The organism is Nocardia sp. NPDC051463, assembly GCF_040681975.1.
GTDB lineage: Bacteria > Actinomycetota > Actinomycetes > Mycobacteriales > Mycobacteriaceae > Nocardia.
Genome location: NZ_JBFBAB010000001.1, coordinates 783,438 through 806,316, shown reverse-complemented (window position 1 = coordinate 806,316; position 22,879 = coordinate 783,438). Strand labels below are relative to the sequence as shown.

At 65.2% G+C, this 22,879-nt stretch carries 21 protein-coding genes; 12 read left to right on the top strand and 9 right to left on the bottom strand.

All coding sequences use genetic code 11. The features are described 5' to 3' along the window. The first annotated feature begins 298 nt into the window (after window positions 1-298). Together AB0M74_RS03600 and AB0M74_RS03595 are read left to right on the top strand one after the other, a co-directional pair. The gene (locus AB0M74_RS03600; RefSeq protein ID WP_364901222.1) at window positions 299-1,930 is read left to right on the top strand and encodes an ABC-F family ATP-binding cassette domain-containing protein; all 1,632 of its coding nucleotides are present in this window, start codon (window positions 299-301) and stop codon (window positions 1,928-1,930) included. 81 nt (window positions 1,931-2,011) lie between these two features. Next, window positions 2,012-2,245, top strand: a complete 234-nt coding sequence (locus AB0M74_RS03595; protein ID WP_364901220.1) for a helix-turn-helix domain-containing protein — start codon at window positions 2,012-2,014, stop codon at window positions 2,243-2,245. Window positions 2,246-2,266: 21 nt separating this feature from the next. On the opposite strand, the gene AB0M74_RS03590 is transcribed toward AB0M74_RS03595, so the two are convergent. From AB0M74_RS03590 to AB0M74_RS03575, 4 genes are all read right to left on the bottom strand, one after another. Then, window positions 2,267-3,229 (bottom strand): hypothetical protein, encoded by a 963-nt coding sequence (locus AB0M74_RS03590; RefSeq protein ID WP_364901219.1) that lies wholly within the window; start codon window positions 3,227-3,229, stop codon window positions 2,267-2,269. Between the two features lie 12 nt (window positions 3,230-3,241). After that, window positions 3,242-3,694, bottom strand: coding sequence for a hypothetical protein (locus AB0M74_RS03585; protein WP_364901217.1), 453 nt, complete (start codon window positions 3,692-3,694; stop codon window positions 3,242-3,244). 299 nt (window positions 3,695-3,993) lie between these two features. Then, a complete protein-coding gene (locus tag AB0M74_RS03580; protein ID WP_364901215.1) occupies window positions 3,994-4,410 on the bottom strand; it encodes an acyl-CoA thioesterase in 417 nt (138 codons plus the stop codon). Between the two features lie 119 nt (window positions 4,411-4,529). Further along, complete coding sequence (locus AB0M74_RS03575) at window positions 4,530-4,952, bottom strand: cupin domain-containing protein (RefSeq protein ID WP_364901934.1); 423 nt, start codon at window positions 4,950-4,952, stop codon at window positions 4,530-4,532. A 149-nt stretch (window positions 4,953-5,101) separates the two neighbouring features. Between AB0M74_RS03575 and AB0M74_RS03570 the strand changes: the two genes are divergently transcribed. Together AB0M74_RS03570 and AB0M74_RS03565 are read left to right on the top strand one after the other, a co-directional pair. Further along, complete coding sequence (locus AB0M74_RS03570) at window positions 5,102-5,608, top strand: MarR family transcriptional regulator (RefSeq protein ID WP_364901213.1); 507 nt, start codon at window positions 5,102-5,104, stop codon at window positions 5,606-5,608. A 97-nt stretch (window positions 5,609-5,705) separates the two neighbouring features. Further along, complete coding sequence (locus tag AB0M74_RS03565) at window positions 5,706-6,500, top strand: hypothetical protein (protein WP_364901211.1); 795 nt, start codon at window positions 5,706-5,708, stop codon at window positions 6,498-6,500. 77 nt (window positions 6,501-6,577) lie between these two features. Here the strand turns inward: AB0M74_RS03565 and AB0M74_RS03560 are convergent, their stop codons facing one another. Both AB0M74_RS03560 and AB0M74_RS03555 read right to left on the bottom strand, forming a co-directional pair. Beyond that, window positions 6,578-6,856: an alpha/beta hydrolase gene (locus AB0M74_RS03560; RefSeq protein ID WP_364901209.1), complete on the bottom strand. Its 279-nt coding sequence runs from the start codon at window positions 6,854-6,856 to the stop codon at window positions 6,578-6,580. Window positions 6,857-6,937: 81 nt separating this feature from the next. Then, window positions 6,938-7,462, bottom strand: a complete 525-nt coding sequence (locus AB0M74_RS03555; RefSeq protein ID WP_364901207.1) for an alpha/beta fold hydrolase — start codon at window positions 7,460-7,462, stop codon at window positions 6,938-6,940. A 106-nt stretch (window positions 7,463-7,568) separates the two neighbouring features. Between AB0M74_RS03555 and AB0M74_RS03550 the strand changes: the two genes are divergently transcribed. Further along, the gene (locus tag AB0M74_RS03550; protein ID WP_364901205.1) at window positions 7,569-8,039 is read left to right on the top strand and encodes a MarR family winged helix-turn-helix transcriptional regulator; all 471 of its coding nucleotides are present in this window, start codon (window positions 7,569-7,571) and stop codon (window positions 8,037-8,039) included. A gap of 37 nt (window positions 8,040-8,076) precedes the next feature. Here the strand turns inward: AB0M74_RS03550 and AB0M74_RS03545 are convergent, their stop codons facing one another. From AB0M74_RS03545 to AB0M74_RS03535, 3 genes are all read right to left on the bottom strand, one after another. Beyond that, entirely contained in the window at window positions 8,077-11,499 is a 3,423-nt protein-coding gene (locus AB0M74_RS03545; protein WP_364901204.1) for a protein kinase, read from the bottom strand. Between the two features lie 241 nt (window positions 11,500-11,740). Continuing rightward, window positions 11,741-12,307: a helix-turn-helix domain-containing protein gene (locus AB0M74_RS03540; RefSeq protein ID WP_328402734.1), complete on the bottom strand. Its 567-nt coding sequence runs from the start codon at window positions 12,305-12,307 to the stop codon at window positions 11,741-11,743. Window positions 12,308-12,471: 164 nt separating this feature from the next. Continuing rightward, entirely contained in the window at window positions 12,472-15,291 is a 2,820-nt protein-coding gene (locus tag AB0M74_RS03535) for an aconitate hydratase (protein WP_364901202.1), read from the bottom strand. A gap of 338 nt (window positions 15,292-15,629) precedes the next feature. On the opposite strand from AB0M74_RS03535, the gene AB0M74_RS03530 reads away from it, so the two are divergent. The 7 genes from AB0M74_RS03530 to fabG1 all read left to right on the top strand — a co-directional run bounded on the left by AB0M74_RS03530 (window position 15,630) and on the right by fabG1 (window position 22,876). After that, window positions 15,630-16,205, top strand: a complete 576-nt coding sequence (locus AB0M74_RS03530; protein ID WP_364901200.1) for a DUF6676 family protein — start codon at window positions 15,630-15,632, stop codon at window positions 16,203-16,205. Between the two features lie 264 nt (window positions 16,206-16,469). Continuing rightward, window positions 16,470-17,894: an NlpC/P60 family protein gene (locus AB0M74_RS03525; RefSeq protein ID WP_364901198.1), complete on the top strand. Its 1,425-nt coding sequence runs from the start codon at window positions 16,470-16,472 to the stop codon at window positions 17,892-17,894. A gap of 133 nt (window positions 17,895-18,027) precedes the next feature. Beyond that, window positions 18,028-19,251 carry a MoxR family ATPase gene (locus tag AB0M74_RS03520; protein WP_364901196.1) on the top strand — a complete coding sequence of 408 codons (1,224 nt, stop codon included), beginning with the start codon at window positions 18,028-18,030 and terminating at the stop codon, window positions 19,249-19,251. 32 nt (window positions 19,252-19,283) lie between these two features. Further along, on the top strand, window positions 19,284-20,234 hold the full coding sequence (locus AB0M74_RS03515) for a DUF58 domain-containing protein (protein ID WP_364901194.1): 951 nt from the start codon (window positions 19,284-19,286) through the stop codon (window positions 20,232-20,234). After that, a complete protein-coding gene (locus AB0M74_RS03510) occupies window positions 20,231-21,232 on the top strand; it encodes a VWA domain-containing protein (protein WP_364901192.1) in 1,002 nt (333 codons plus the stop codon). The genes AB0M74_RS03515 and AB0M74_RS03510 overlap by 4 nt, the downstream gene beginning before the upstream one ends. A 131-nt stretch (window positions 21,233-21,363) precedes the next feature. Next, the gene (locus AB0M74_RS03505) at window positions 21,364-21,723 is read left to right on the top strand and encodes a peptidase inhibitor family I36 protein (protein ID WP_364901190.1); all 360 of its coding nucleotides are present in this window, start codon (window positions 21,364-21,366) and stop codon (window positions 21,721-21,723) included. A gap of 436 nt (window positions 21,724-22,159) precedes the next feature. Then, window positions 22,160-22,876 carry a 3-oxoacyl-ACP reductase FabG1 gene (gene fabG1, locus AB0M74_RS03500; RefSeq protein WP_364901188.1) on the top strand — a complete coding sequence of 239 codons (717 nt, stop codon included), beginning with the start codon at window positions 22,160-22,162 and terminating at the stop codon, window positions 22,874-22,876. Window positions 22,877-22,879: the final 3 nt, after the last annotated feature.

The following is a 22,879-nucleotide window of genomic DNA, read 5'->3' as shown; positions in this document are numbered from 1 at the left end:
CCACCTACCGCGGCGGATCACGGGGCCAGCGGTTGGGCACCTGCCGAAACGCCTGCGCGCTTCCATAACGTCCAGCCGCCGCCCGTCGAATATTTCGATATCAGCGCCGGAGGAAAGAGGGGCAGGCCGACGGGGACGACCAGCGTCGGAAGGTCCCAGAGCGTTACCACGGTCACATCAGGCTTGCTGGGTGCAAGGGGGGTCTCCCGGGGCAGGTAAAATCGGTGGTTCTTGCGCTGATCTCGTCGCACAATCGAGCAGCTACCGACCAGTACCACGTATCCGTGAGGAGAAGCCTGTGATCACCGCGACGGACCTGGAGGTCCGGGCCGGAGTCCGCACCTTGCTGTCGGCCCCGGGGCCGGCACTGCGGGTGCAGGCCGGCGACCGGATCGGACTGGTCGGGCGCAATGGCGCAGGCAAGACCACCACGCTGCGCATTCTGGCAGGTGAGGGGGAACCCTACGCCGGAAAAATCGTGCGATCCACCGATATCGGCTACCTGCCGCAGGACCCGCGCGAGGGCAACCTCGACGTGCTCGCCCGCGATCGCGTCCTTTCTGCCCGCGGACTCGACGCATTGCTGCGCGACATGGAAAAACAGCAGGCTCTGATGGCCGAAGTGGTCGACGAGGCCGAGCGCGACAAAGCCGTGCGCAAGTACGGACGGCTGGAGGAGCGTTTCTCATCGCTCGGCGGTTACGTCGCCGAGAGTGAGGCCGCGCGCATCTGCAACAGCCTCGGCCTGCCCGACCGCGTGCTCGGCCAGCCGCTGCGCACCCTGTCCGGTGGCCAGCGCCGCCGCATCGAGTTGGCGCGCATCCTTTTTGCCGCCTCCGACGGCAGCGGCGGTCGCTCCGATACGATCCTGCTGCTCGACGAGCCGACCAACCATCTCGACGCCGACTCCATCACCTGGTTGCGTGGCTTTTTGCAGAACCACGATGGCGGATTGATCGTGATCAGCCACGATGTCGAGTTGCTCGGCGACGTGGTCAACAAGGTGTGGTTCCTGGACGCGGTCCGCGGCGAGGCCGACATCTACAACATGGGCTGGAAGAAGTATCTCGACGCCCGCGCCACCGACGAACAGCGCAGGCGCCGAGAACGTGCGAATGCCGAGAAGAAGGCGAGCGCGCTACGCGTGCAGGCCGCGAAACTCGGCGCAAAGGCCACGAAGGCCACCGCGGCGCAGAACATGGCCAAGCGTGCCGATCGGCTGATGGCGGAGCTCGATGACATCCGGGTCGCCGACAAGGTGGCACGGATCAAGTTCCCCGAGCCGGCGCCCTGTGGCAAGACACCGCTGATGGTGAAGAACCTGACCAAGGTGTACGGATCGCTGGAAATCTTCACCGGTGTGGAGTTCGCGATCGACAAGGGCAGTCGGGTTGTGGTGCTCGGGCTCAACGGTGCGGGTAAGACCACGCTGTTGCGCCTGCTCGCGGGCGTGGAGACCCCTGATTCGGGTGGACTCGAAGAGGGCCGTGGTCTGAAGATCGGCTACTTTGCCCAGGAACACGACACGCTCGACGACAATGCATCAGTGTGGGAGAACATCCGGCACGCGTCACCGGACGCGGGGGAGCAGGAGCTGCGCAGCCTGTTGGGTGCGTTCATGTTCACCGGCCCCCAGCTGGAACAGCCCGCGGGAACGCTGTCCGGTGGTGAGAAGACGCGCCTCGCGCTCGCCGGGCTGGTGTCTTCGGCGGCGAATGTACTGCTGCTCGACGAGCCGACCAACAACCTCGATCCCGTCTCACGGGAGCAGGTGCTGGACGCGTTGCGCAGCTACGCGGGCGCTGTCGTGCTTGTCACGCACGATCCCGGCGCCGCCGAGGCGCTGAATCCAGAGCGTGTGATCTTGCTTCCGGACGGCACCGAGGACCATTGGTCCCAGGATTATCTGGAACTGATTCAGCTCGCGTGATTTTCATCACAAGGATCTGTTGATCACGGCCCGCTGAGTGCATAGCCTGAATAGACGCGGCTCGGCGACTCGGAGGAAGCCATGAGCGACAGGCCCACACATGTCAAAGCCCCATTGAGTAAGGGCACACGCGTCACCGGTAAGTCACGCGATCGGCTACAAACCCAGTTGAAGAAGCAATACGAGGCGGGCGCAAGTATTCGTTCGCTGGCCCGGTCTACCGGACGTTCGTACGGTTTCATCCACAACGTGCTGGTGGAGTCGCATGTGCAACTCCGCAGCCGCGGTGGCGCGAACCGCCGGAAGAGCTCGTAGCGGTCTCGAACCGCTCTGTGCTCAGTACCCCGGCACTGCGCCGTCACCGTGCACCAGGAGATTGCCGAGGCTGCGGAAGATCGGCAGCCCCGTCTTGATCTCCAGGTAGGCGAACTGGCCCTGCGGGTTGACCTCGAGGAAGTAGTACTCGCCGTCGACACCGAGGCGCAGGTCCAGGACGCCGAAGCTGAGGCCGAGCGCGCCCATCAGGGTGGCCAGTGACTTACTGACCGATGCGGGCAGATTGGCGCGGGTGAAGTCCACGGTGGTATCCAACCGTGAGTCCACCCGGCCGACACCGGCTTGTGAGTCGATCCGGACCGTCCATTCGACACCGTCGACCCAGACGACACGCAGATCGCACTTGGCTTGGACGTAATCCTGGAATGTGGTGGGCGCCGAGCGGATGCTTGCGAGCTTGCCGAAGTCTGCCCTGGTGATGATTCTGGTCTCGGCGAATTCTGCGCGCCCGGTTCCGGTGCGCTTGTAAACGACAGCGCCGGAACGGGATTCGACAAAACTGCGCGCCTCGTCCGGATCGTTGGTGATGAGGGTCTCCGGGATGACGAATCCCGCTCGCTGCGCGGTCTCCAGCTGCACGATCTTGCGGGTAGCGGTGCGGTCGGCGCCGGGGTCGTTGACCCAGTTCGCCGGGATCGACCACAACAGTCCCTGGATAAACCCGTCGCACTCGGCTTGGCGGTAGGCATCATCGGAGGCACGCACGCCGACCGGAACCCGCGTCGGGTGTGGTCGTCGCCACCACACCGAACGCACGTCGTCGATCCCGATCAGATGCGACAGTGATCGCGCAGTGCCGAACCGGTCGAGCCGGAAACTTCCGGATTCGCGCGGAAAGTCGCGCAGGTCGAGTTGAATCGGGCTGAGCCCGTGGTGTTCTCGCAACGTCGCCGCCATGGCGGTGCTGTGCAAATCATCGGATTCGGTGACGATCAGGACCGAACCTGTAAGGCGCGCCGCCATGCGGGGTCCCGTTCAGTCGAGACTGTCGCAGTTGATGCCGTCGTCGCTACTGTCGAACGATTTGGTCTGGCAATAGGTGAAGGTCGCGCTGCCGGCGCCCGGGCAGTCGACGAGCTCGAGCGAATCGGCCCACGACGCTGTGAGTTGTTGCAGCAGTTCATCTCCCAGTGCGAGTGACGGCTCGGCTGCGATGGTCATCGGACGATCGACGAGGTCGACGCGCAGGCGTCGGGTGAAGTCGGCGGTGGCGCCGGGACGGATGTCGACCAGTACCGGGCGACCGTCGGAACTCGCGGCGTGCTGATCGGGGAGCACCCGCAGTACATCGTCCCTGCGGAACGTCCAGGTGCCTTCGTTGACCCGGACGGTGATAGCGCGTTCCGACTCGGCCACCAGTAGGCCCTGCAACGCGGGAACGCGATCTCCCGTCGGTGCGGTACCGGGAAGGTGGATGGCGTCGGTCATAGTGGGTTCTCCGATCTGCTCGCGATTTGCCAGGGCCCCCGAGCGTGAACTGAAGCATAACGTGCAGAGGCCGTCGATCGGTTCGGATCGAAAGATTTCGCGGCAGCTGGCAAACCGGATACGGCGTGGGATGCGCTTGAGCCGAAAGATTTTCGGTGCGACGGAGAACAATGGTCAGCAATCGGCAGGCTATCGGAATACCTAGGTATGCCTACTGGTATTGCCGAGTGTTGGCGGCTGTGCAGGCGAACGTGCAGTTTCGGTTCGACCCGTCCGGCGGGGCTGGACGGTGAGCGCATTCAGAGGCCGAGCAGATCCGGTCGTTCGGCGAGGGTGCGGAAACGCTCGCCCGGAGTCTCGACGAGCTTGCGCGCGGTGAGGTCCAGGATGCCACTGATCACCGAAACCTCAGCGGCGACCGTTCCATCGAGCTTGCGGATCTCCTGGTGGATGCGGAAGGTTTTGCCCTGCTGCCAATCGAATTCGCAGGTGATGCTCACCTCGTCGCCGCCGCGCAGTTCGCGTCGGTACTTGATGGTGGTCTCCAGCACGACCGGCCCCACGCCGGTGGCCAGGAGCTTGTCCTGGCCTACTCCGGCGGCGCGCAGCAGTTCCCAGCGGGCGTGCTCGGCGTATTGCAGATATACGGCCTGATTCAGATGGCCTTGTGTATCGAGCTCATAGCCGCGCACTACAGCAGGAACGGAGAAAGTCATGTGCAGAGAAACCGAGGCTTCGGTGCGGATTGTTCCCGTGCGGACTGATGCCTTCGCCACATTCGCGTGATCCGGGTATCGCCCTGTCGGTTGTGGTCCACATTCGGTGACTTGCGAAATCACTGCCGGTTGGCGTTGCGCTCGGCCCACCAGGCCGGCGCATCGATGAAATGGTTGTCGAATTCTTCCTGTGACGCGGCGAGTTCCTCGAAGGTCGCCTCGCCTTTGACGAGCCGGTCGAGCAGTCGGAAGTATCCGAAGCGCTCGACGGCGGGCATCAGAGCGATCAGAATTCGTGCCGAGCTGTCCGGGGTAGCGCCGAAAGCGTGCGGCATGAGCTTGGGTACAACGATCGATCCGCCGGCGCCGACGGTGACGATCTCGTCGCCTGCCAGCACTTGCAGTTCGCCGTCGGCGACATAGAAGAGCTCGTCGGACTTGGTGTGGTAGTGCGGGGCCGCACCGTCGGCGCCCCGATCCATGCTGACCTCCAGGTGGCTTACCGCGCCGCCCGCTTCGCTCGAGTCGATGAGCAGTCGCATGGTGACCGAGTCCGTGCGCAGGACCTCGGCGTCCTGCGGCCGGCGGATGGCGAAGCTGCGGGTGGTGGTGTCGTTCATGATGTCCTCCAACTCGTTCGGTGCTTGATAATTCGCTACCGAACTATATCGCAACGAATAGAATCTTGTCTATGGCCGATATGAAGCAAGATCCCGTCGACACGATCGTCGAGCAGTGGCGCAGGGAACGACCGGACCTCGAGCTCGACGCGATGGCCGTGATCGGTCGTCTCGGGCGGCTGCTCGTGGTCGCGCAACGAGCGATCGAAGCGGTCTTCACCGCGCACGGACTGCAGCGGGGTGAGTTCGATGTGCTTGCCGCACTACGCCGTTCGGGGGAGCCCTTCGAGCTCAATCCGTCAGTGCTCGCCGACACACTGATGCTGTCACGCGCCGGGATGACCGGACGGCTCGATCGTCTCGAGTCGGCCGGGTTCGTCCGGCGCATCGCCGACGCCGAGGATCGTCGTGCTGTCCGCGTCGCACTCACCGATTCGGGCCGCGAGCTCATCGACACCGTGGTCACCGCACACACCGAGAACGAAACTCGCATCCTGTCTGTGCTGTCGGCCACCGACCGCCGTGAACTCGACCGCATCGCTCGGACCCTGCTCGGCAGCCTCGAACGCGGCGCGTGACCTGCGGGAAACAAGGTGGCCCGTTACTCGCGTGTGCGGGCGATCGGTAGGTCATCCTTGGAGTTATCGCGCCGAAGTGCGGTGCACAAGGGAGAGCATGATGATCGATATCGTCACCCTCCGTGGCACGGGCGAGCCACGGAATGCCAACGGGACGCCGACGGGGATGCTCCACGACGTCACCAAGCTGCTCGACACCGACCGCTTCACCTGCTTCGAACCGGACTGGCCCGCCTCGATCGGACCGACGCCGGAGCTCTGGGGTCCGTCACTGAAGACCTCGATCCGTCGCGGCGTCGCGGCGGGCGTGCGGGCCATCCAGGATTCACCGAATGTCTGTGGGCTGCTGAGTTATTCGCTCGGCGGCATCTGCGCGAGCAAGATTCTGGAAGGAGTGCGTTCGGGCAAGTACACCAACGCCGATGGCTCGCCCCTCGAGATCGCCTTCGCGGTAAATATCGCGAACCCGCTGCGCAAGCGCGGTCAGTCGGTCGGAAATCTGTGCCCCGCAACGACCTACGGGCTGCACGGCCAGCGCGGCGCCTGGCCCGCCCTCGACGTCCGTGAATACGCCAATCCCGGCGACATCATCACCTCGTCGCCGCAGGACTCGCCGCTGCGGGTGATCGATGTCGGGATATCGCCGTTCTCGTTCGTCGAGGGAGCCCGCATCGGCAACGTGGCGCCGCTGATCTTCGCCGAACTGCTGCGCTTCCTGATGAACGACCCGATCGCCAACCTCGACCGGTATGCCACGGCCGTGAACGGGGTTATCGGATATCTGACCCCGTGGCCGGACGGTCAGCATGTCCTGTATTCGGGCCACAACATGCCGGGCACCGACGTCCTCTGGACCACCCACGCCGCCGATTACCTCAATGGGACCTACTGAATCAATACCTACCGAAACGAGGTTCGCCGACCGGCGCACACTGGTGCGACCGGTTCGGTGCACGCTGCCGCGACCGGTTACTCGGCGATCGCGCAGATATTGTCGATCATGATCGGCCAGACCTCTCGGGGGAACGCGCCGTGCCCGACGCCCGGCATCATGACGAGTTTCGCCCCGGGGACGGCTTCGGCGGTCGCCCGTGCGCCGGCGGGGCGAATCATCGGATCGACAGTGCCGTGCATGACCAGTGTCGGCAGCTGGAGCGCGGCCAGCGCCTTTCTTCGATCCGGGGCCGCAAGCATGGCCGCCTGCTGCCGGAGCTTGCCTGCGGGGTCGTGAGCTCGCTGGAAGCTCAACGCGCCGATCTGTTCGAGCCACTTGTCATCGAGCGGATAGTTGTCGGCCGGTGTGCCGATGATCTTGTACGTCTCGACGAGTTACTCTCCGGCTTCCTGCGCGGTGGTCACCGGATGCTTCAGTAACGCAGCAACTTTCATGCTCGTCCTGATTGTTGCGCGTCCGATGCGTGCCGACGGTGACGACATGATCGAGGTCAGCGAACGCAGCCGCTGTGGATGCTCGATCGCCATCGTCTGCGCGATCATGCCGCCGAGCGATCCGCCGACCACGTTGGCCGAGGGCCAGCCGAGATCGTCGAGTACCGCGATCGCGTCGTCGGCCATGTCGCTGAGCGAATATCGGGCTGCGGCCTTCGGGCGCACGATCAGGTCGAACAGCCTCGGCTCACCGTGGTGGGTGAGGTGCGTCGAGAGTCCGGCGTCGCGATTGTCCATCCGCACGACCTGGAATCCGCGTCGCACCAATTCGAGACAGAAGTCTTCGTGCCAGAGCAGCATTTGCGCCCCCACGCCCATGATCAGCAGGAGCGGCTCGCCGGAGCTCGGTCCGAACATCTCGTAGGCGAGTGAGACCTTGCCGTTGCGCGCCTGGCCGCGTGTCACTTCGTGAATCATTTTTGTCCTTCCGAGGGGTGTCCGCGGGTCAGCGTAACTCAGATTGTTCTAATGTGAACAGTTCTGATATGAACTCAGTGGGTACGATGCTGAGATGTCGCGTCCGTCGGATCTATACAGCGAGTTCGGCTACTACGTTCATCAGGTCGTCGCCTTGATAGACAAGCGCGGCGATGCGATGTTCCGCCGCGAGCTCGGCATCAGCCTGCGGCAGTTCACGCTGTTGCGACTGTTCGACCTCGGCCACGAGGTGCCGTCCCAACAACTCATCGCCGAACGCCTCGGCATCGCGAAAAGCGCGGTCAGCAGGCAGATCGATATCGCAAGACAACGCGGTTTGATCCAGGTCGAAGTCTCGGCGCAGTCGCGCAGGCAGCACACGCTCACCCTCACAGACCTCGGCAAGCAACTGCTCGCCGACGCGAAGGCATTGATCGTGCAGTCCGAGCAACAAGGGTTCGGCGACCTGCCCCGAGCCGATGTCGAGGCCACGATCCGCACCTTGAAAGCGCTGTACGGGTCACTGACCGATCCGGCGCAATCGACGCCGACCATCGGTTCATAGCCGCACCGTCGGCATGCGCCGAGATGCGGGCCTGCGCTCACGCCCGGAGCGACTGATCGATGGCGGCCGAAACCTGTCGCAGGAACGAGTTCGGCGGCCGGATCTTTTCATCGGTGGTCTTGGCCAGTGTTTCCAGCACCGGCGCTATGGCGGGTCCGCTGTCGACAACGGTACGAACCAAGCCGAGTTCGGCGCAGCGGCGCAGCAGCGGCGCCAGCAGCGTCGCTGCCTGGTCGGACTTCCCGGCCGCCGACAGGCAGCAGGCATAGCGCAGTTGCGCGTGCAGTAGCGCCCGTGGCCGTGTCTGGCGCTGGATTACCTGCACTAATCGCTCGGCTCTTGCGGTGGCGGCCAGAATCGAGTCCGAGGAATTCTCGGCGAGCAGCAGGTGGACGGCCGAGTCCTGCGCGAGCTCCGAGGTCATGGCCAGGATCGCGTCCGGTTGTCGACGATAGGTCGGGAGGTGCTCGAGTGTTTCACGATCGGTCGGTGTAATCGGCAGGCGGTGGCGCACCCGTTCGTTGAGGATCCGGGCTGCCACCCGGGGCAGGCCCCGGATTTCGGCGAGGTGCTGCCCTTCGTCGAGTCGAGCTCGCGCGCTGTCGAGATCGCCGCGCAATGCCGCCAGACGCGCTCCGGTGCCGTAGATGGCGAGCAGAACCTCGACGGTGCCGCCTTCCATCCCGGGCCAAGGCGTGAGAAGTTCCTCGGCCTCTACGAACTGCCCGGTCTCGTACAGCAGGTCTCCCAACAGTGCGGTCGACTGGCGGGTGGCGTGGGATTGGGTGCCGGTCTCGAGCGCGAGGCACACCGCCTTGCGGAAGCTCGTCTCGGCGTCGGCGATGTCGAGATGATCGAAGGCCGCGAGTCCGACGATGCAGTGACTGTAGACGGCATTGAACGGGCCCGTGCTGCGCGTGCGATAGGGCTCGTCCCAGGCGTGCCATCGAGTGGCGGCGTCGAAGTCGAAGTGGCACGCAGCAATTGCCGCCGCGGTGGTGGCGAGGGCGTTGGCGAAGAAGGGTCGGACGGGAGCCTGCAGGCGCGCGGAGACGTAGTCCGGCAGGTCGGTGCATCTGTCGATCACCAGCAACTCGGCTGCGCGGGCCACGGCGGCCTCGGCGTGCAGATCGGCGCCGAGCTCATCGTCGGCGGGCAGCGCGGCGGTCGCGGCATCGACCTGCTCCAGCGCGGTGCGGGTCGCGGCGGTGCGTTGCAGTGCGATAGTCGCCCAGGCGATCGACAGTTGCAGCCGGGGGTTGCCGAGACAGAGTTCGGTGGGCAACTTCGCGACGAGGCCGAGGAACGTGGCCATCCTGGCGTTCTCGATCAACTCGTCGGCATGATCGGCGATCAGGTGCATCGCGCGCTCCGGTCTGCCCGCGGCGAGCGCGTGATCGACTGCTTCGGTGAGCATGTCGTGCTCGGCGAACCAGATCGACGCGGTCGCGTGCAGTTGTTCGAGCAGGCCGGGATGTTGTCGAATCAGCCTGCGGCGCAGGTAATCTGCGAACAGCCCGTGATACCGGAACCAGCGCAGCCCATCGTCGACGCTACGCAGGAACAGATCCTGCTTGTACAGATCTTCGAGCATCTGTTGCCCCGAAGTCACCTCGGCGAGCGCCTCGGCGAGGTCCCCGCACATGGTCGCGGTGACGGCGGTCCGCATCAGGAAATCGAGGACCGGGGGGTCGAGATCCGCCACTACATTCTCCATCAGATATTCGCCGATGGCGTAGTGCTGACCTGAAATCCCGTCCAGAGGACTACCCGGCCGGTCCTTTCCGCGCAGTGACAACGCAGCCAACTGCAGTGCAGCAGCCCACCCTTCGGTCGATCGACACAGGTTGTCGACGTCGTCGGCGTCCAGTTCGACGCCCTCGACACCGGCGAGTAGCCGCGCGGTGTCCGCAGCGTCGAATCGGAGCTGACTTTCGTCGATCTCGACAAGTTCGTCCTGCACCCGCATCCGCCCGAGCGGGAGTCCGGTCCTATTGCGGCTGGTGACGATCATGCGCAGGTGATGGCAGCCGTGGTCCAGCAGAAACTCCATTGCCGCGATCGACGCGGGGCTGGTGACCAGATGCCAATCCTCGATCACCACGGCGACCGTTTCACCGCCGGCGTGGATCTGATTGATGAGCATCGTCATCACGTGCCTGGTGGCATCGCTGGCGCGTTCTTCGAGAATTTGGGCCAACTCGGCGGCCAACGTGGGACGCACGAGTCGCACGGCCTCCACGAGGTGGGACAGGAACCACACGACATTGTCGTCGTCGGTGTCCACCGTGAGCCACGCGACGCTCGACCCGTCCGCCTCGAGGACGTCGGCCCATTGCGTCGCCAGCGTGCTCTTGCCGAAACCCGGGGGAGCGTGGATCAGCACCAGCCGCCGTGATTGGCCCGCCCGCAGCAGCTCCAGCAGCGCGGGGCGTTCGACAAGCTGATGTGGTGACGTACGCGGCCGATACCTCGTCGTCGGCGTCGCCGCTGCGGTCGGTGGCGTCGGCGGTGTGCGCGGCACCGCTTGCGCCGTCACGCTGGGCGCGGTGTCGACGCCGATCGGGACAGCCTGCGTGTCGACCGGAAGACCACAGGCGAACTGGATGTTGCGCAGTTGCTCGCCGAAGTCCTGTGCGGAGGCAGGCCGGTCGGCCGGCTCGGCCGCCATCGCGCTGTCGATGGCGGCATGCAGCAGCGGCGGAACGCCCTGTGCCCGTAGGTCCGGCACCGGATCGGAGGTGATCCGCACGAACTGCGCAACGATCGACTCGCCGGTTCGCCTCGCGAAGGCAGCGTGACCGGTGAGCAGGCAGAACAGTGTCGCTCCGAGGCCGTAGACGTCCGCGGCCACCGAGGGCGGTGCGCCCTTCAGGATTTCGGGAGCGGTGTAGGCCGGCGTGCCCGCAACCAGCCCGGTGGCGGTCTCGAACAGATCGCCGATGCGGGCGATTCCGAAGTCCGCGAGCTGCGGCTCACCGTAGTCGTTCACCAGGACATTGGCCGGATTGACGTCGCGATGCACCACCCCACAGGCATGGGCAGAGGCCAGCGCTCCCGCCACCTTCACACCGATCGAGAGCACCTCCTGCCAGCGGATCGGCCCGTCGTTCCGAATACGGGCATCCAGGGACCCACGGCGATGAAATGGCATCACGATGAACGGGGTACCGGTCGCGGTGATGTCGGCACGCAACACCTGCACGATGTTCGGATGCCCGGAGAACCGACCGAGGGCCCGTTGTTCGCGAAGGAAGCGAGCCCGCCCGTCCTCATCTACCTCGGTCGACAGCACCTTGACCGCCACCGTGCGGTCGAGTGCCTGCTCGATGCACCTATACACGACCCCGAAGCCGCCGCGGCCGATCTCGCCGGCATCGTCGAAGCCGGCCTCGGCCAATTCCGCGACGATGCCGATCCTCAGGTCGCGCTGCGTCCCCCCGATATCGTCATCGGACACCGTGCACTCTCTCGTCGGCCGCAGCGGGTCCACGGCACGTGCCGATGTTCGCCGATTGCTTGCAATCGGCCACGTCCCGCGTCGTATCGCAACCGCTCATGGCGTCCACCACCTCTGGAGGCGAAATGAAGCCCCGACCTACCGATCATAATCCCGGTCGGTGGCGCCTGAAGTCGTGATTGTGGCTGGTAGCCCGGCCACCGCCCGGCTGATCGATGATCTGGGACATCCGCTCGGGATGTCACTCCCTGCGACGAACCGAGGCTTCGACGAGATCCAGTACCGCCGAAAGGTTTTCGTTGGTGTGGCCGGAGGCTATCCGGGCGATGAGGCCGTCGAGGACCAGGTCCAGGTAGCCGAGCAGGACATCGGTGGGGACGTCGTCGCGCAGCCTGCCCTCCGCCTTGCGACGTTCCAGGCGGGCCAGGGTGGCGGCGGTCAGCTCTTCCGAGCGTTGCTCCCAGTTCGCCCGGAATTCGGCGTCGGTGCGCAACCGGCGCGCGATCTCCAAACGTGTTCCGAGCCAATTGAATTGCTTCGGGTCGGCAAGCATGTCCCGCATCACCTGCACCAGACCCTGGTGGGCCGCCACATCAGCCATCCGCACGGCGTCCTCCTGCGCGAGCGCGAGGAAAAGGGCGTCCTTGTCGCGGAAGTGATGGAAGATCGCGCCACGCGAGAGGCCGGTGGCCTCTTCGAGGCGGCGCACCGTGGCACCGTCGTAACCGTATTCGGCGAAGCAGCTGCGTGCGCCGTCGAGGATCTGGTTGCGCCGGGCGGCGAGGTGATCGTCACTGACCTTGGGCACACAGTCTCCGTTTCGTGGCTAGAGTCTTCCGGGCGCTGGAGTCTTCCGGGCGCTCGGCAAGCTCGGTGCCGATGCCGCCAACGAACTGTGCGTGAAAGCTCGAGCCTAGCCTTTCACAAGCGGGGCAGGAACTTTCACGCACAGTCACCGTGATCGTTCGGGTGTTATCCCTTGATCATGTTGCGCAGCACGTACTGCAGGATGCCGCCGTTGCGGTAGTAATCGGCTTCACCGGGGGTGTCGATCCGGACCACGGCGTCGAAGGTCACCTTTTCGCCGCTTTCTTTGGTGGCTGTGACCTTCAAGGTCTTCGGAGTGGCACCCTCGTTCAGCTGGGTGATGCCCTCGATGTCGAAGGTCTCGGTACCGTTCAGCTTGAGCGACGCGGCCGATTCACCTGCCGGGAACTGCAGCGGGATGACGCCCATGCCGATGAGGTTCGAGCGGTGGATGCGCTCGAAGGACTCGGTGATGACGGCCTTGACACCCAGCAGGCTGGTGCCCTTGGCGGCCCAGTCCCGCGAGGAACCCGAGCCGTACTCCTTGCCGCCGAGCACAACCAGCGGGATGCCCGCGGCCTGATAGTTCTGCGAGGCGTCGTAGATGAAGGCCTGCGGGCCGCCGTCCTGGGTGAAGTCGCGGGTGTAGCCACCCGAGACGTCGTCGAGGAGCTGGTTGCGCAGCCGGATGTTGGCGAAGGTGCCGCGGATCATCACCTCGTGGTTACCGCGACGCGAGCCGTAGGAGTTGTAGTCCTTGCGCTCGACGCCGTTGGCCTCCAGGTACTGCGCGGCCGGAGTGCCCGGCTTGATGTTGCCTGCCGGGGAGATGTGGTCGGTGGTGACCGAATCTCCCAGGTAGGCGAGCACCCGCGCGCCGTTGATGTCGGTGACCGGGTTCGGGGTCTGCGGCATGCCCTCGAAGTACGGAGGCTTGCGCACGTAGGTGGACTTGGCATCCCACTCGAAGGTCTTGCCCTCCGGGGTGGGCAGGCTGCGCCAGCGCTCGTCGCCCTTGAACACGTCGGCGTAGGACTTGATGAACATGTCCTGGCTGATCGCGGAGCCGATGGTCTCCTCGATCTCCTTCGGCGAAGGCCAGATGTCCTTCAGGAAGACGTCGTTGCCGTTGGTGTCCTGGCCGAGGGCGTCGGTCTCGAAGTCGAAGTCCATGGTGCCCGCGAGCGCATACGCGATGACCAGTGGCGGGGAGGCCAGGTAGTTCATCTTGACGTCGGGGGAGATGCGGCCTTCGAAGTTGCGGTTGCCCGACAGCACCGCGGTGACCGACAGGTCGTTGTCGTTGATCGCCTTCGACACCGCGTCCGGCAGCGGGCCGGTGTTGCCGATGCAGGTGGCGCAGCCGTAGCCGACCAGGAAGAAGCCGAGCTTCTCCAGGTAGGGCCACAGTCCGGCCTTGTTGTAGTAGTCGTTGACGACCTGTGAACCCGGGGCCATGGAGGTCTTCACCCACGGCTTGGAGGTGAGGCCCTTCTCGACGGCGTTGCGCGCGAGCAGCGCGGCGCCGAGCATGACCGACGGGTTGGAGGTGTTGGTGCAGGAGGTGATCGAGGCGACCACCACGGCACCGTGATCGAGCACGAAGTCGCCGTACTCCTCCGAGGAGACCTTGACCGGCCTGCTCGGGCGGCCGAGCGCACCGTTCGCGGCGGACGGCACGAACTCGGCATCGTCGTCGGCGAAGGACAGCACCGCGGGATCGCTGGCCGGGAAGGACTCCTCGATGGCCTCGTCCAGGTGCGTGTGCGGGGTGACCGCGGCCGGGCCACTTTCCGCGTCGTTGGTGTAGTTGTGGATGTCCTTACGGAACGCAGTCTTGGACTCCGACAGCAGGATTCGGTCCTGCGGCCGCTTCGGGCCCGCGATGGACGGCACCACATCGCCCAGGTCGAGCTCCAGGTACTCCGAGTACGCGGGCTCGTGTTCGGCGTCGTGCCACATGCCCTGCTCCTTGGCGTACGCCTCGACGAGCGCGAGCTGCTCGTCGCTGCGGCCGGTCAGGCGCAGGTAGTCGATGGTCACGCTGTCGATCGGGAAGATCGCTGCGGTGGAACCGAATTCGGGGCTCATGTTGCCGAGGGTGGCGCGGTTGGCCAGCGGGACCTCGGCAACACCCTTGCCGTAGAACTCGACGAACTTGCCGACGACGCCGTGCTTGCGCAGCATGTCGGTGACGGTGAGCACCACATCGGTGGCGGTGACGCCCGGCTTGATCTCACCGGTCAGCTTGAAGCCGACCACCCGCGGGATCAGCATGGAGACGGGCTGGCCCAGCATGGCAGCCTCGGCCTCGATGCCGCCGACGCCCCAGCCCAATACGCCGAGGCCGTTGACCATCGTGGTGTGCGAGTCGGTGCCGACACAGGTGTCGGGGTAGGCCTGGCCGTTGCGGACCATGACAGTGCGGGCCAGGTGCTCGATGTTGACCTGATGCACGATGCCGGTGCCGGGGGGGACGACCTTGAAGTCGTCGAACGCGCCCTGGCCCCAGCGCAGGAACTGGTAGCGCTCGCCGTTACGGGAGTATTCGATGTCGACATTGCGCTCGAAGGCGTCCGCGCGGCCGAACACGTCGATGATGACCGAGTGGTCGATGACCATCTCGGCGGGTGCCAGCGGGTTGACCTTGTTCGGGTCGCCGCCGAGGGTGGCAACGGCCTCACGCATGGTGGCGAGGTCGACGATGCAGGGCACGCCGGTGAAGTCCTGCATGATCACGCGGGCCGGGGTGAACTGGATTTCGATACTCGGATCGGCGGACGGATCCCAGTTCGCGATGGCGCGAATGTGATCGGCGGTGATGTTGGCGCCGTCCTCGGTGCGGAGCAGGTTCTCCGCGAGGACCTTGAGTGCGTAGGGGAGTTTTTCGGTGCCGGGCACGGCGGAGAGGCGGAAGATCTCGTAGGAGTTGCTTCCGACCTCGAGGGTGCCCTTGGCGCCGAAAGTATCGATACTTGTCGTCACGTCAGCTCCACTCGTCTGTGAGGGTGGCCACCGGCGGGGCTGTGCCAGTGGCTGGTTGTTTCGGGCGACCTGCGAACAGTCGCCTGCGTACGTCTTCGGAGGGCTCCAGCGCTGGAAGGCGCTGGCTCCTCGCGCCTTCGAGCCTAACAGTACGCTTGTCCTGTGAAACGCGCGGGGGCCGTTGGGCATGCCATGTGCGGGAGGCCCGACACTCCGTCGCGTACTGTGCTTTCGAGTTGCAGGGGTGGCCGGTGGGCATGTACCGGCTCCGAGCAGTGCTCACCCCGCAGTGTTGGATGCCCGTCGCCTCGCGTGCGGCTCGACAGACCGGATGGAAGATGACCGTCTCGCACACCTCGGTTTTCACACCCATGGCCGCCGAACTGCCGCCCGGGATCGATGACAAAGCCGTGGACGCCATCATGAACGACGTCGCCGACAACCATGTGGCCACCCCGAAGGGCAAGGATCAGAAGGCGTTGGAGGCTGTCGTCGCCGACGCTCGGTCCCATGGAATCGAGCTCAGCATCGTGGTGATCCCCGGCAATCCAGGCCACGACTCCAATCTACGTGACCTGGCCACTGTGGTCGGCAAGACCGAGCACGGAACTGTCGTGGTGCTCAGCGACGACTGGGTCGGCACGTACAGCGAATCCATCAGTCGGGTCAAGCTGGAAAGGGCCGAGGATTTCTCGAAGAGTCAGCAGGCGCATTCGGCGCAGGCGGCCCGGCTCTTCGTGGATCAGTTGGAGCGGCCGGAGATGGTCTCCTGGACCGCGATCACCAGCGTGCTGCTGGCAGGCACCGCGATCGTCGTCGGCGGGCTGTATTGGATCAAGTCTCGGCGAGCGTCGGCGGACGCGGTGTCGGTGGGGGATTCCGGTCGAGACGGCGATCGCGACTCTGCGCACTAGCGAGCGCCGTTCCTTCATATTTCCTGACGGTCGGTTTGTTTTGGCCGGGCGAAGCTCTGCGCGCATCCGGCTAATTTTGGGCAACAGGAAAATTACGCGGTTGTGATTCTGTTGCTGGCGTTTCCTTGGTGAAGGATGTGTCGTACGGTTCGAATGATCAGTGATGGGGAAGAAGTGTTGAGAGAGCTATTCGCCGACTACTGAGCTCGATGGTGCGGCTGATGCTCGTGAGGCGAAGCCGACGTCGGGTCCTTGGGAGGTGCGATGCGCAACAACGGCGAAGCCGGCTCTCGGCGCCCGCTGTGGGTCGCTGTGGGGTTGCTGGTCTCGGTCGTCGTGGTGGTGACGGCGGGACCCGTCACCGCGGTGCCGCCCGCTCCGCCGAACCCCAGCGACGGCCAGATCGCCGATGCCGGCGCCCAAGTCGACGCCAGACTGACCGAGGTCGGTGGACTGATCAACCAGGTCGCCGCGGCCGACCAGCAGCTGCAGCAGCTCGATGACGCTGTTGCACGCAAACGCGAAGAGGTCAACAAAGCTCTCGTCGACCTGCAGAACGCGCGCGCGGCTGCCGATACCGCTGCCGCGGTGGTCGTAGCGACCCAGCACGAACTTGCCGATGCCGCAACCAAAGTCGACGTGGCGCGGCGCAATTTCGATCAGTTCGCCACCCAGGCATACACCCGCCCCGGCACCGGTTCGATGGTCACCTATCTCGCCTCCGCCACCCCCGACCTGGCCCTCGATCGCGCCCAGGTGCTGAGCCTGGTGTCCAAGAACCAGCGGCAGGTCCTCGACGGCCTTCGGCGTGCCCAGATCGATCAGGCCAACAAGAATTCGAGTGCGCGCCGGGCGAAGTCCGAGGCGGATGCCGCCGCCGCGGTAGCCGAACAGAGGAAGACCGACGCCGCGAACGCCGTCGCCGCCGCGAAGTCCGAACTGGATCAGCAGACCGTGCGACGCGACAACATCATCCGCGAGCGCACCGCGGCCCAGGGACGGCTGGATTCCGCGCGCACGAATGTGGCTGGGCTGCAAGGGCAACGCGAAGCATTCCTGGCCTGGGACGAGCAGCGTAGGGCCGAGGAGGCCGCGATCCGCGCCGCCGCGGCCGCCGCCGCGGCCCGCGCCGCCGAGGACGCTGCCGCCAGGGAGCGCGCGGCTCGAGCGGGGGAGGGCAAGCGTCCACACGCCCAGCTGGAGGACTCGCCGCCGCCGCGATCGAGTACCCCGCGTATGGGCCCGAGCATGCCGGCGGTCGGCGGTTCCGACGCCGTCGAAATCGTCGTCGACCGGGCCATGTCCCAGCTGGGCGTCATCTATGCGTGGGGTGGCGGCGACGAAGACGGGCCGACCCTCGGGATTCGCGACGGCGGCGTCGCCGACAGTCACGGCGACTACAACAAGGTCGGATTCGACTGCTCGGGACTGATGATCTATGCCTTCGCCGGAATCGGTGTTTCGCTGCCGCACTACAGCGGCTATCAATACAACGCGGGCATCCGGGTTCCCGTCGGGGAGCGTGCCCGCGGCGACATGTTGTTCTGGGGCCCCAACGGTAGCCAGCACGTCGCGCTGTATCTGGGCAACGGAAAAATGGTGGAAGCGCCGCAATCCGGTGAGGTCGTCCGCGTGTCCGCGGTCCGCGAGGGCGGCATCATGCCGTACGCGGTGCGTATCGTCTCCTGAGGGTTGTGGCGTTGCGGCGTAACCGGGCTGGCGAATCCCGCGGATTCCCGTACTGTCGGAGCCGGTTGCGGCGCTTGCGGCCATTACCTGGAATAGTTGTGGCAGCACGCACAGGACCAAAGCGAAAGCGGGGATGTTGGTGACTTCGACGGACGGTGTGAGCGGGGCAAGCTTGGCGAAAGAGGCGCCTGCTCCCGTACCCAGCACCCTGGAGCGTGACGTCCAGACCCTGGAAAAAGCGATCTACGAGGTCAAGCGGGTTATCGTGGGCCAGGATCGACTGGTGGAGCGGTTGCTTGTCGGCGTGCTCGCGCGGGGCCACGTCCTGCTCGAGGGTGTACCCGGTATCGCGAAGACGCTTGCGGTGGAGACCTTTGCCAAGGTCGTCGGCGGCTCGTTCTCCCGGGTGCAGTTCACTCCGGACCTGGTGCCCACCGACCTCATCGGGACCCGGATCTATCGGCAGGGCCGCGAGCAGTTCGACACCGAGCTCGGCCCGGTGGTCGCGAACTTCCTGCTGGCCGACGAAATCAACCGTGCACCGGCCAAGGTGCAGTCGGCACTGCTCGAGGTGATGGCCGAGCGGCACGTGTCGATCGGTGGCAAGACCTATCCGATGCCCGATCCGTTCCTCGTCATGGCGACGCAGAACCCGATCGAGAGCGAAGGCGTGTACCCGCTGCCGGAGGCACAGCGCGACCGTTTCCTGTTCAAGGTCGTCGTCGACTACCCGTCGGTCGAGGAAGAGCGCGAGATCATCTACCGGATGGGTGTCACCCCGCCGGAGGCCAAGCAGATTCTCCAACCGGACGATGTGATCCGGCTGCAGAAGCTGGCCGCCAACACCTTCGTGCACCACGCGTTGGTCGACTATGTGGTCCGGGTGATCGCGGCGACCCGCACACCCGCCGACTTCGGCATGCAGGATGTGGCGAGCTGGATCTCCTACGGCGCCTCGCCGCGTGCCAGCCTCGGCATCATCGCCGCGGCCCGCGCTGTCGCCCTGATTCGCGGCCGCGACTACGTGGTGCCGCAGGACGTCGTCGAGGTCATCCCGGACGTGCTGCGCCACCGCCTGGTGCTGTCCTACGACGCGCTCGCCGACGAGATCAGCCCGGACGATGTGATCAAGCGCGTGCTGCAGACGATCGGCTTGCCGCAGGTCGCGCCACAGGCGATGGGACCGAGTACACAACCGGCGCCTGCGCCGGCCGCACCGCCCGCTATGGGTCCACACGCCGCGCCGCCGCCGCAGCAGCCGCCGATGCCGCAGCCTCCGATGCCGCAGCCGCAGGCGGCCCCTCAGCCGCCCGTCGTGCAGGTTCCGCAGGCCGCCGGCAATAACCAGCCCAAGTGACCCGAGCATCTGACCCGGTTCCACAAGTGACGATGTCCTCACACGCACCGCCTTCGTTCCGAGCAGGAGAGCTGACCGATCCGAAGTTGTCGGCGGCGCTGAAGACGCTCGAGCTCACCGTGCGTCGCCGACTCGACGGCGTGCTGCACGGTGACTACCAAGGTCTGATTCCCGGCCCCGGCTCGGAGCCCGGCGAGGCACGCACCTATCAGCCGGGCGACGATGTGCGGCAAATGGATTGGTCGGTTACCGCCCGCACCACCCATCCGCATGTGCGGATGTCGATCGCCGATCGGGAACTGGAAACCTGGATGGTCGTCGATCTCTCGGCCAGTCTGGATTTCGGCACCGCCTACTGCCAGAAGCGCGATCTAGCGATCGCCGCTGCTGCCGCGATCACCCACTTGACCAGTGGCGGCGGCAACCGGATCGGTGCGGTCGTCGCCACAGGTGAGCAGCTGATCCGCATTCCGGCGCGTAGCGGTCGCGTACACGCGCAGTCGCTGCTGCGCAGCATCGCGACGACGCCGCACGCACCGGACGGCGTGCGCGGTGACCTGCGTGCAGGCATCGAATCCCTGCGCCGTCCGCAGCGGAAACGCGGACTGGCGATTGTCATCAGCGACTTCCTCGGCGAGATCGACTGGCAGCGTTCGCTGCGCGCGATCTCCGCGCGCCACGATCTGCTCGCGGTGGAGGTGCTCGACCCGCGTGATCTGTCGCTGCCCGATATGGGCGATGTGGTGCTGCACGACCCGGAGACGGGACGTACCCGTGAATTCAGCGTGACGCCGACACTGCGCGCCGATTTCGCGGCGGCCGCGCAACAACATCGCGAGCGCGTCGAGCAGGCGCTGCGCAGTGCGGGCGCACCGGTCATGACGCTGCAGACCGATCGGGATTGGATCGCCGACGTGGTCCGATTCGTATCGACCCGGCGCCATGCCTTCGGCGCACCGACCGGAAAGATGGCGCGCCAGTGAGCATTTCGCATTTCACCGCGATCGTCTGGCTGGGCTTCCTTGCCGTTATCGGGCTGATCGCGCTCGGCTACATCCTCGTGCAGCGCAGCAAGCACAAGCACATGCTGCGATTCACCAACATGGAACTGCTGGAGAAGGTCGCACCGGCGCGGCCGAGCCTGGCTCGACATGTGCCCATCGCGCTCATGCTGGTCGGCATGGTGTTCCTGACGATCGCGGCGGCGGGGCCGACAGCGGTCAAGAAGGTTGCCCGCAACCGCGCCACCGTGATGTTGGTGATGGATGTGTCGCTGTCGATGGAGGCGACCGATGTGCCACCGAGCCGGATCCAGGTCGCGAAGAAGGCTGGTAAGGAGTTTGTCGACGGACTGCCGGTCGGGCTGAATATCGGGTTTGTCACCTTTGCGGGAACAGCTTCGGTGATGGTGTCGCCGACGACCAACCACGAGTCGGTCAAAGCGGCCATCGACAATGCCAAGCTAGCCGAACGTACCGCCACCGGTGAAGGCATCATTACCGCGCTCCAGGCGATCGACACGCTGGCATCGGTACTCGGCGGAGGGCAGGATCCGCCGCCGGCCCGTATCGTGCTGATGTCCGACGGCAAGCAGACCGTCCCAGCCTTCGAGGATGTCGATAATCCGCGACACGAATTCGTCGCTGCTCGACTCGCCAAGAACAAGAACATCCCGATCTCGACGATCTCGTACGGGACGAAGTGGGGCGTCGTCGAGATTCCACATGACGATGGAACTCGTGAGCAGGTGCGGGTCGCGGTCGACGACGACGCGATGCGCGAGCTCGCGCGGTTGTCCGGCGGCGAGTTCTACACTGCCTCAACTCTTCAGGAGCTGAGCAAGGTGTATGACACCCTCGAGCAGCAGATCGGTTTCGAGCTGACCAGAGGCGACGCGAGCCGCCCGTGGTTGCTGCTCGGGCTTTTGCTGACCGCCGCCGGTGTCATCTCCGGCCTGCTCTATCGGCAGCGTCTGCCGTAGTCGAGCTCCATGAATTGTGGTGGCGCATTTGCTGTTTCAGCGAAGCGGAATGACCGACGAGGTGCGAGGATCAGTGGTACGGTACCCGTGACGGGCGGCTAGGGAGTGTCGCCCCATACGGGGAGAAAATCATGCGCATATCGGCAATTATTTCTGCGATCGCATTCGCTTGTTTTGCTGTCGTCACGGCGCCGGTTCCGGAGGCGTCGGCGGCGGGCTGTCCGGCGGATAATCTGTGCCAGTACTCCGGCGCCGGTTACTCTGGAGCGCAAAAGAATGTCACGCTCAATACCACGAACTTTCACAATTACTGCGGTCCCGCTGGGGATCCGAGCACTCGCTCTGTCATCAACAACACGCGCGTACAGTTGCTGTTCAACGCGAGTTCCGGCTGTGGCGGGCATGCCACATATCGATATGTCAGTCCTGGTGAACAAGTTGCCGATCTGGGATTCGACGCGTTTTCGGTGACCTGGTGCCCTGAATGCTGATTCGGGCGACGACCGGAAGCTGATTCGGGCGCGACCGTAATTGTCCAGATTTGGTCGGTCCGGCTCGTAGCTGGACCGACATTAATCGGGTACACCAATCTATTCCGATGCTCGGAATGGCATGAAGGCCGGTAACCGAATTCTGGTATCGACGATTTCGTATCGCACCGAGTGGGAAGGTCGAAATCCCGTGAGCGGAAGGGACTCGCGAAGCGGTCCCGATCCCGCTCGACGACGATGCGATGAGCGAAATCGCCCGACTGTCCGGCAGCGAGTTTCCCACAGCCTCAACGCGGCGGCCGAATGTTGCGGACCGATTCGTCGAGCTCGAAACCGGGTTGGCATTCATTGAGTGCCTGTCGATGTGACCAATGCGCTATGCCGATATAGGCGGGCCGGTCGTGATCGGTGGGGCCGACCAGGTAGGTTTGCATCCATGTCGAACATCACATCCCGGTCGGTACTGGTGACAGGCGGCAACCGCGGCATCGGCCTCGCGGTCGCTCAGCGTCTGGTCGCCGACGGCCACAAGGTCGCCGTCACGCATCGTGGGTCGGGGGTGCCGGACGGACTGTTCGGTGTGAAATGCGATGTGACGGACAGCGAATCGGTCGACGCGGCCTTCACCGAGGTGGAGCAGCATCAGGGACCGGTCGAGGTGCTGGTGGCCAACGCGGGCATCACCGACGACACGCTGCTGATGCGGATGACCGAGGACCAGTTCACCCGGGTCATCGATGCCAACCTGACCGGTGCGTTCCGTTGCGCCAAGCGGGCCAATCGGGCCATGCTGCGGGCGCGCTGGGGTCGGATGATCTTCCTCGGTTCCGTTGTCGGCCTCGGCGGCGGCCCGGGCCAGATCAACTACGCCTCCTCGAAGGCGGGCGTGATCGGCCTCGCGCGCTCCATCACCCGTGAGCTCGGTTCGCGCTCGATCACCGCCAACGTGGTCGCGCCCGGATTCATCGAAACGGACATGACGGCGGAGCTGCCCGACGATCTGCGCGACACCGCGAAGAAGTTCATTCCGCTGCAGCGGCTCGGCCAGCCCGAAGAGGTCGCGGCCGTGATCAGCTTCCTCGCCTCCGAAGACTCGCGCTACGTGTCCGGCGCGGTCATCCCGGTCGACGGCGGCATGGGCATGGGCCACTGAGCT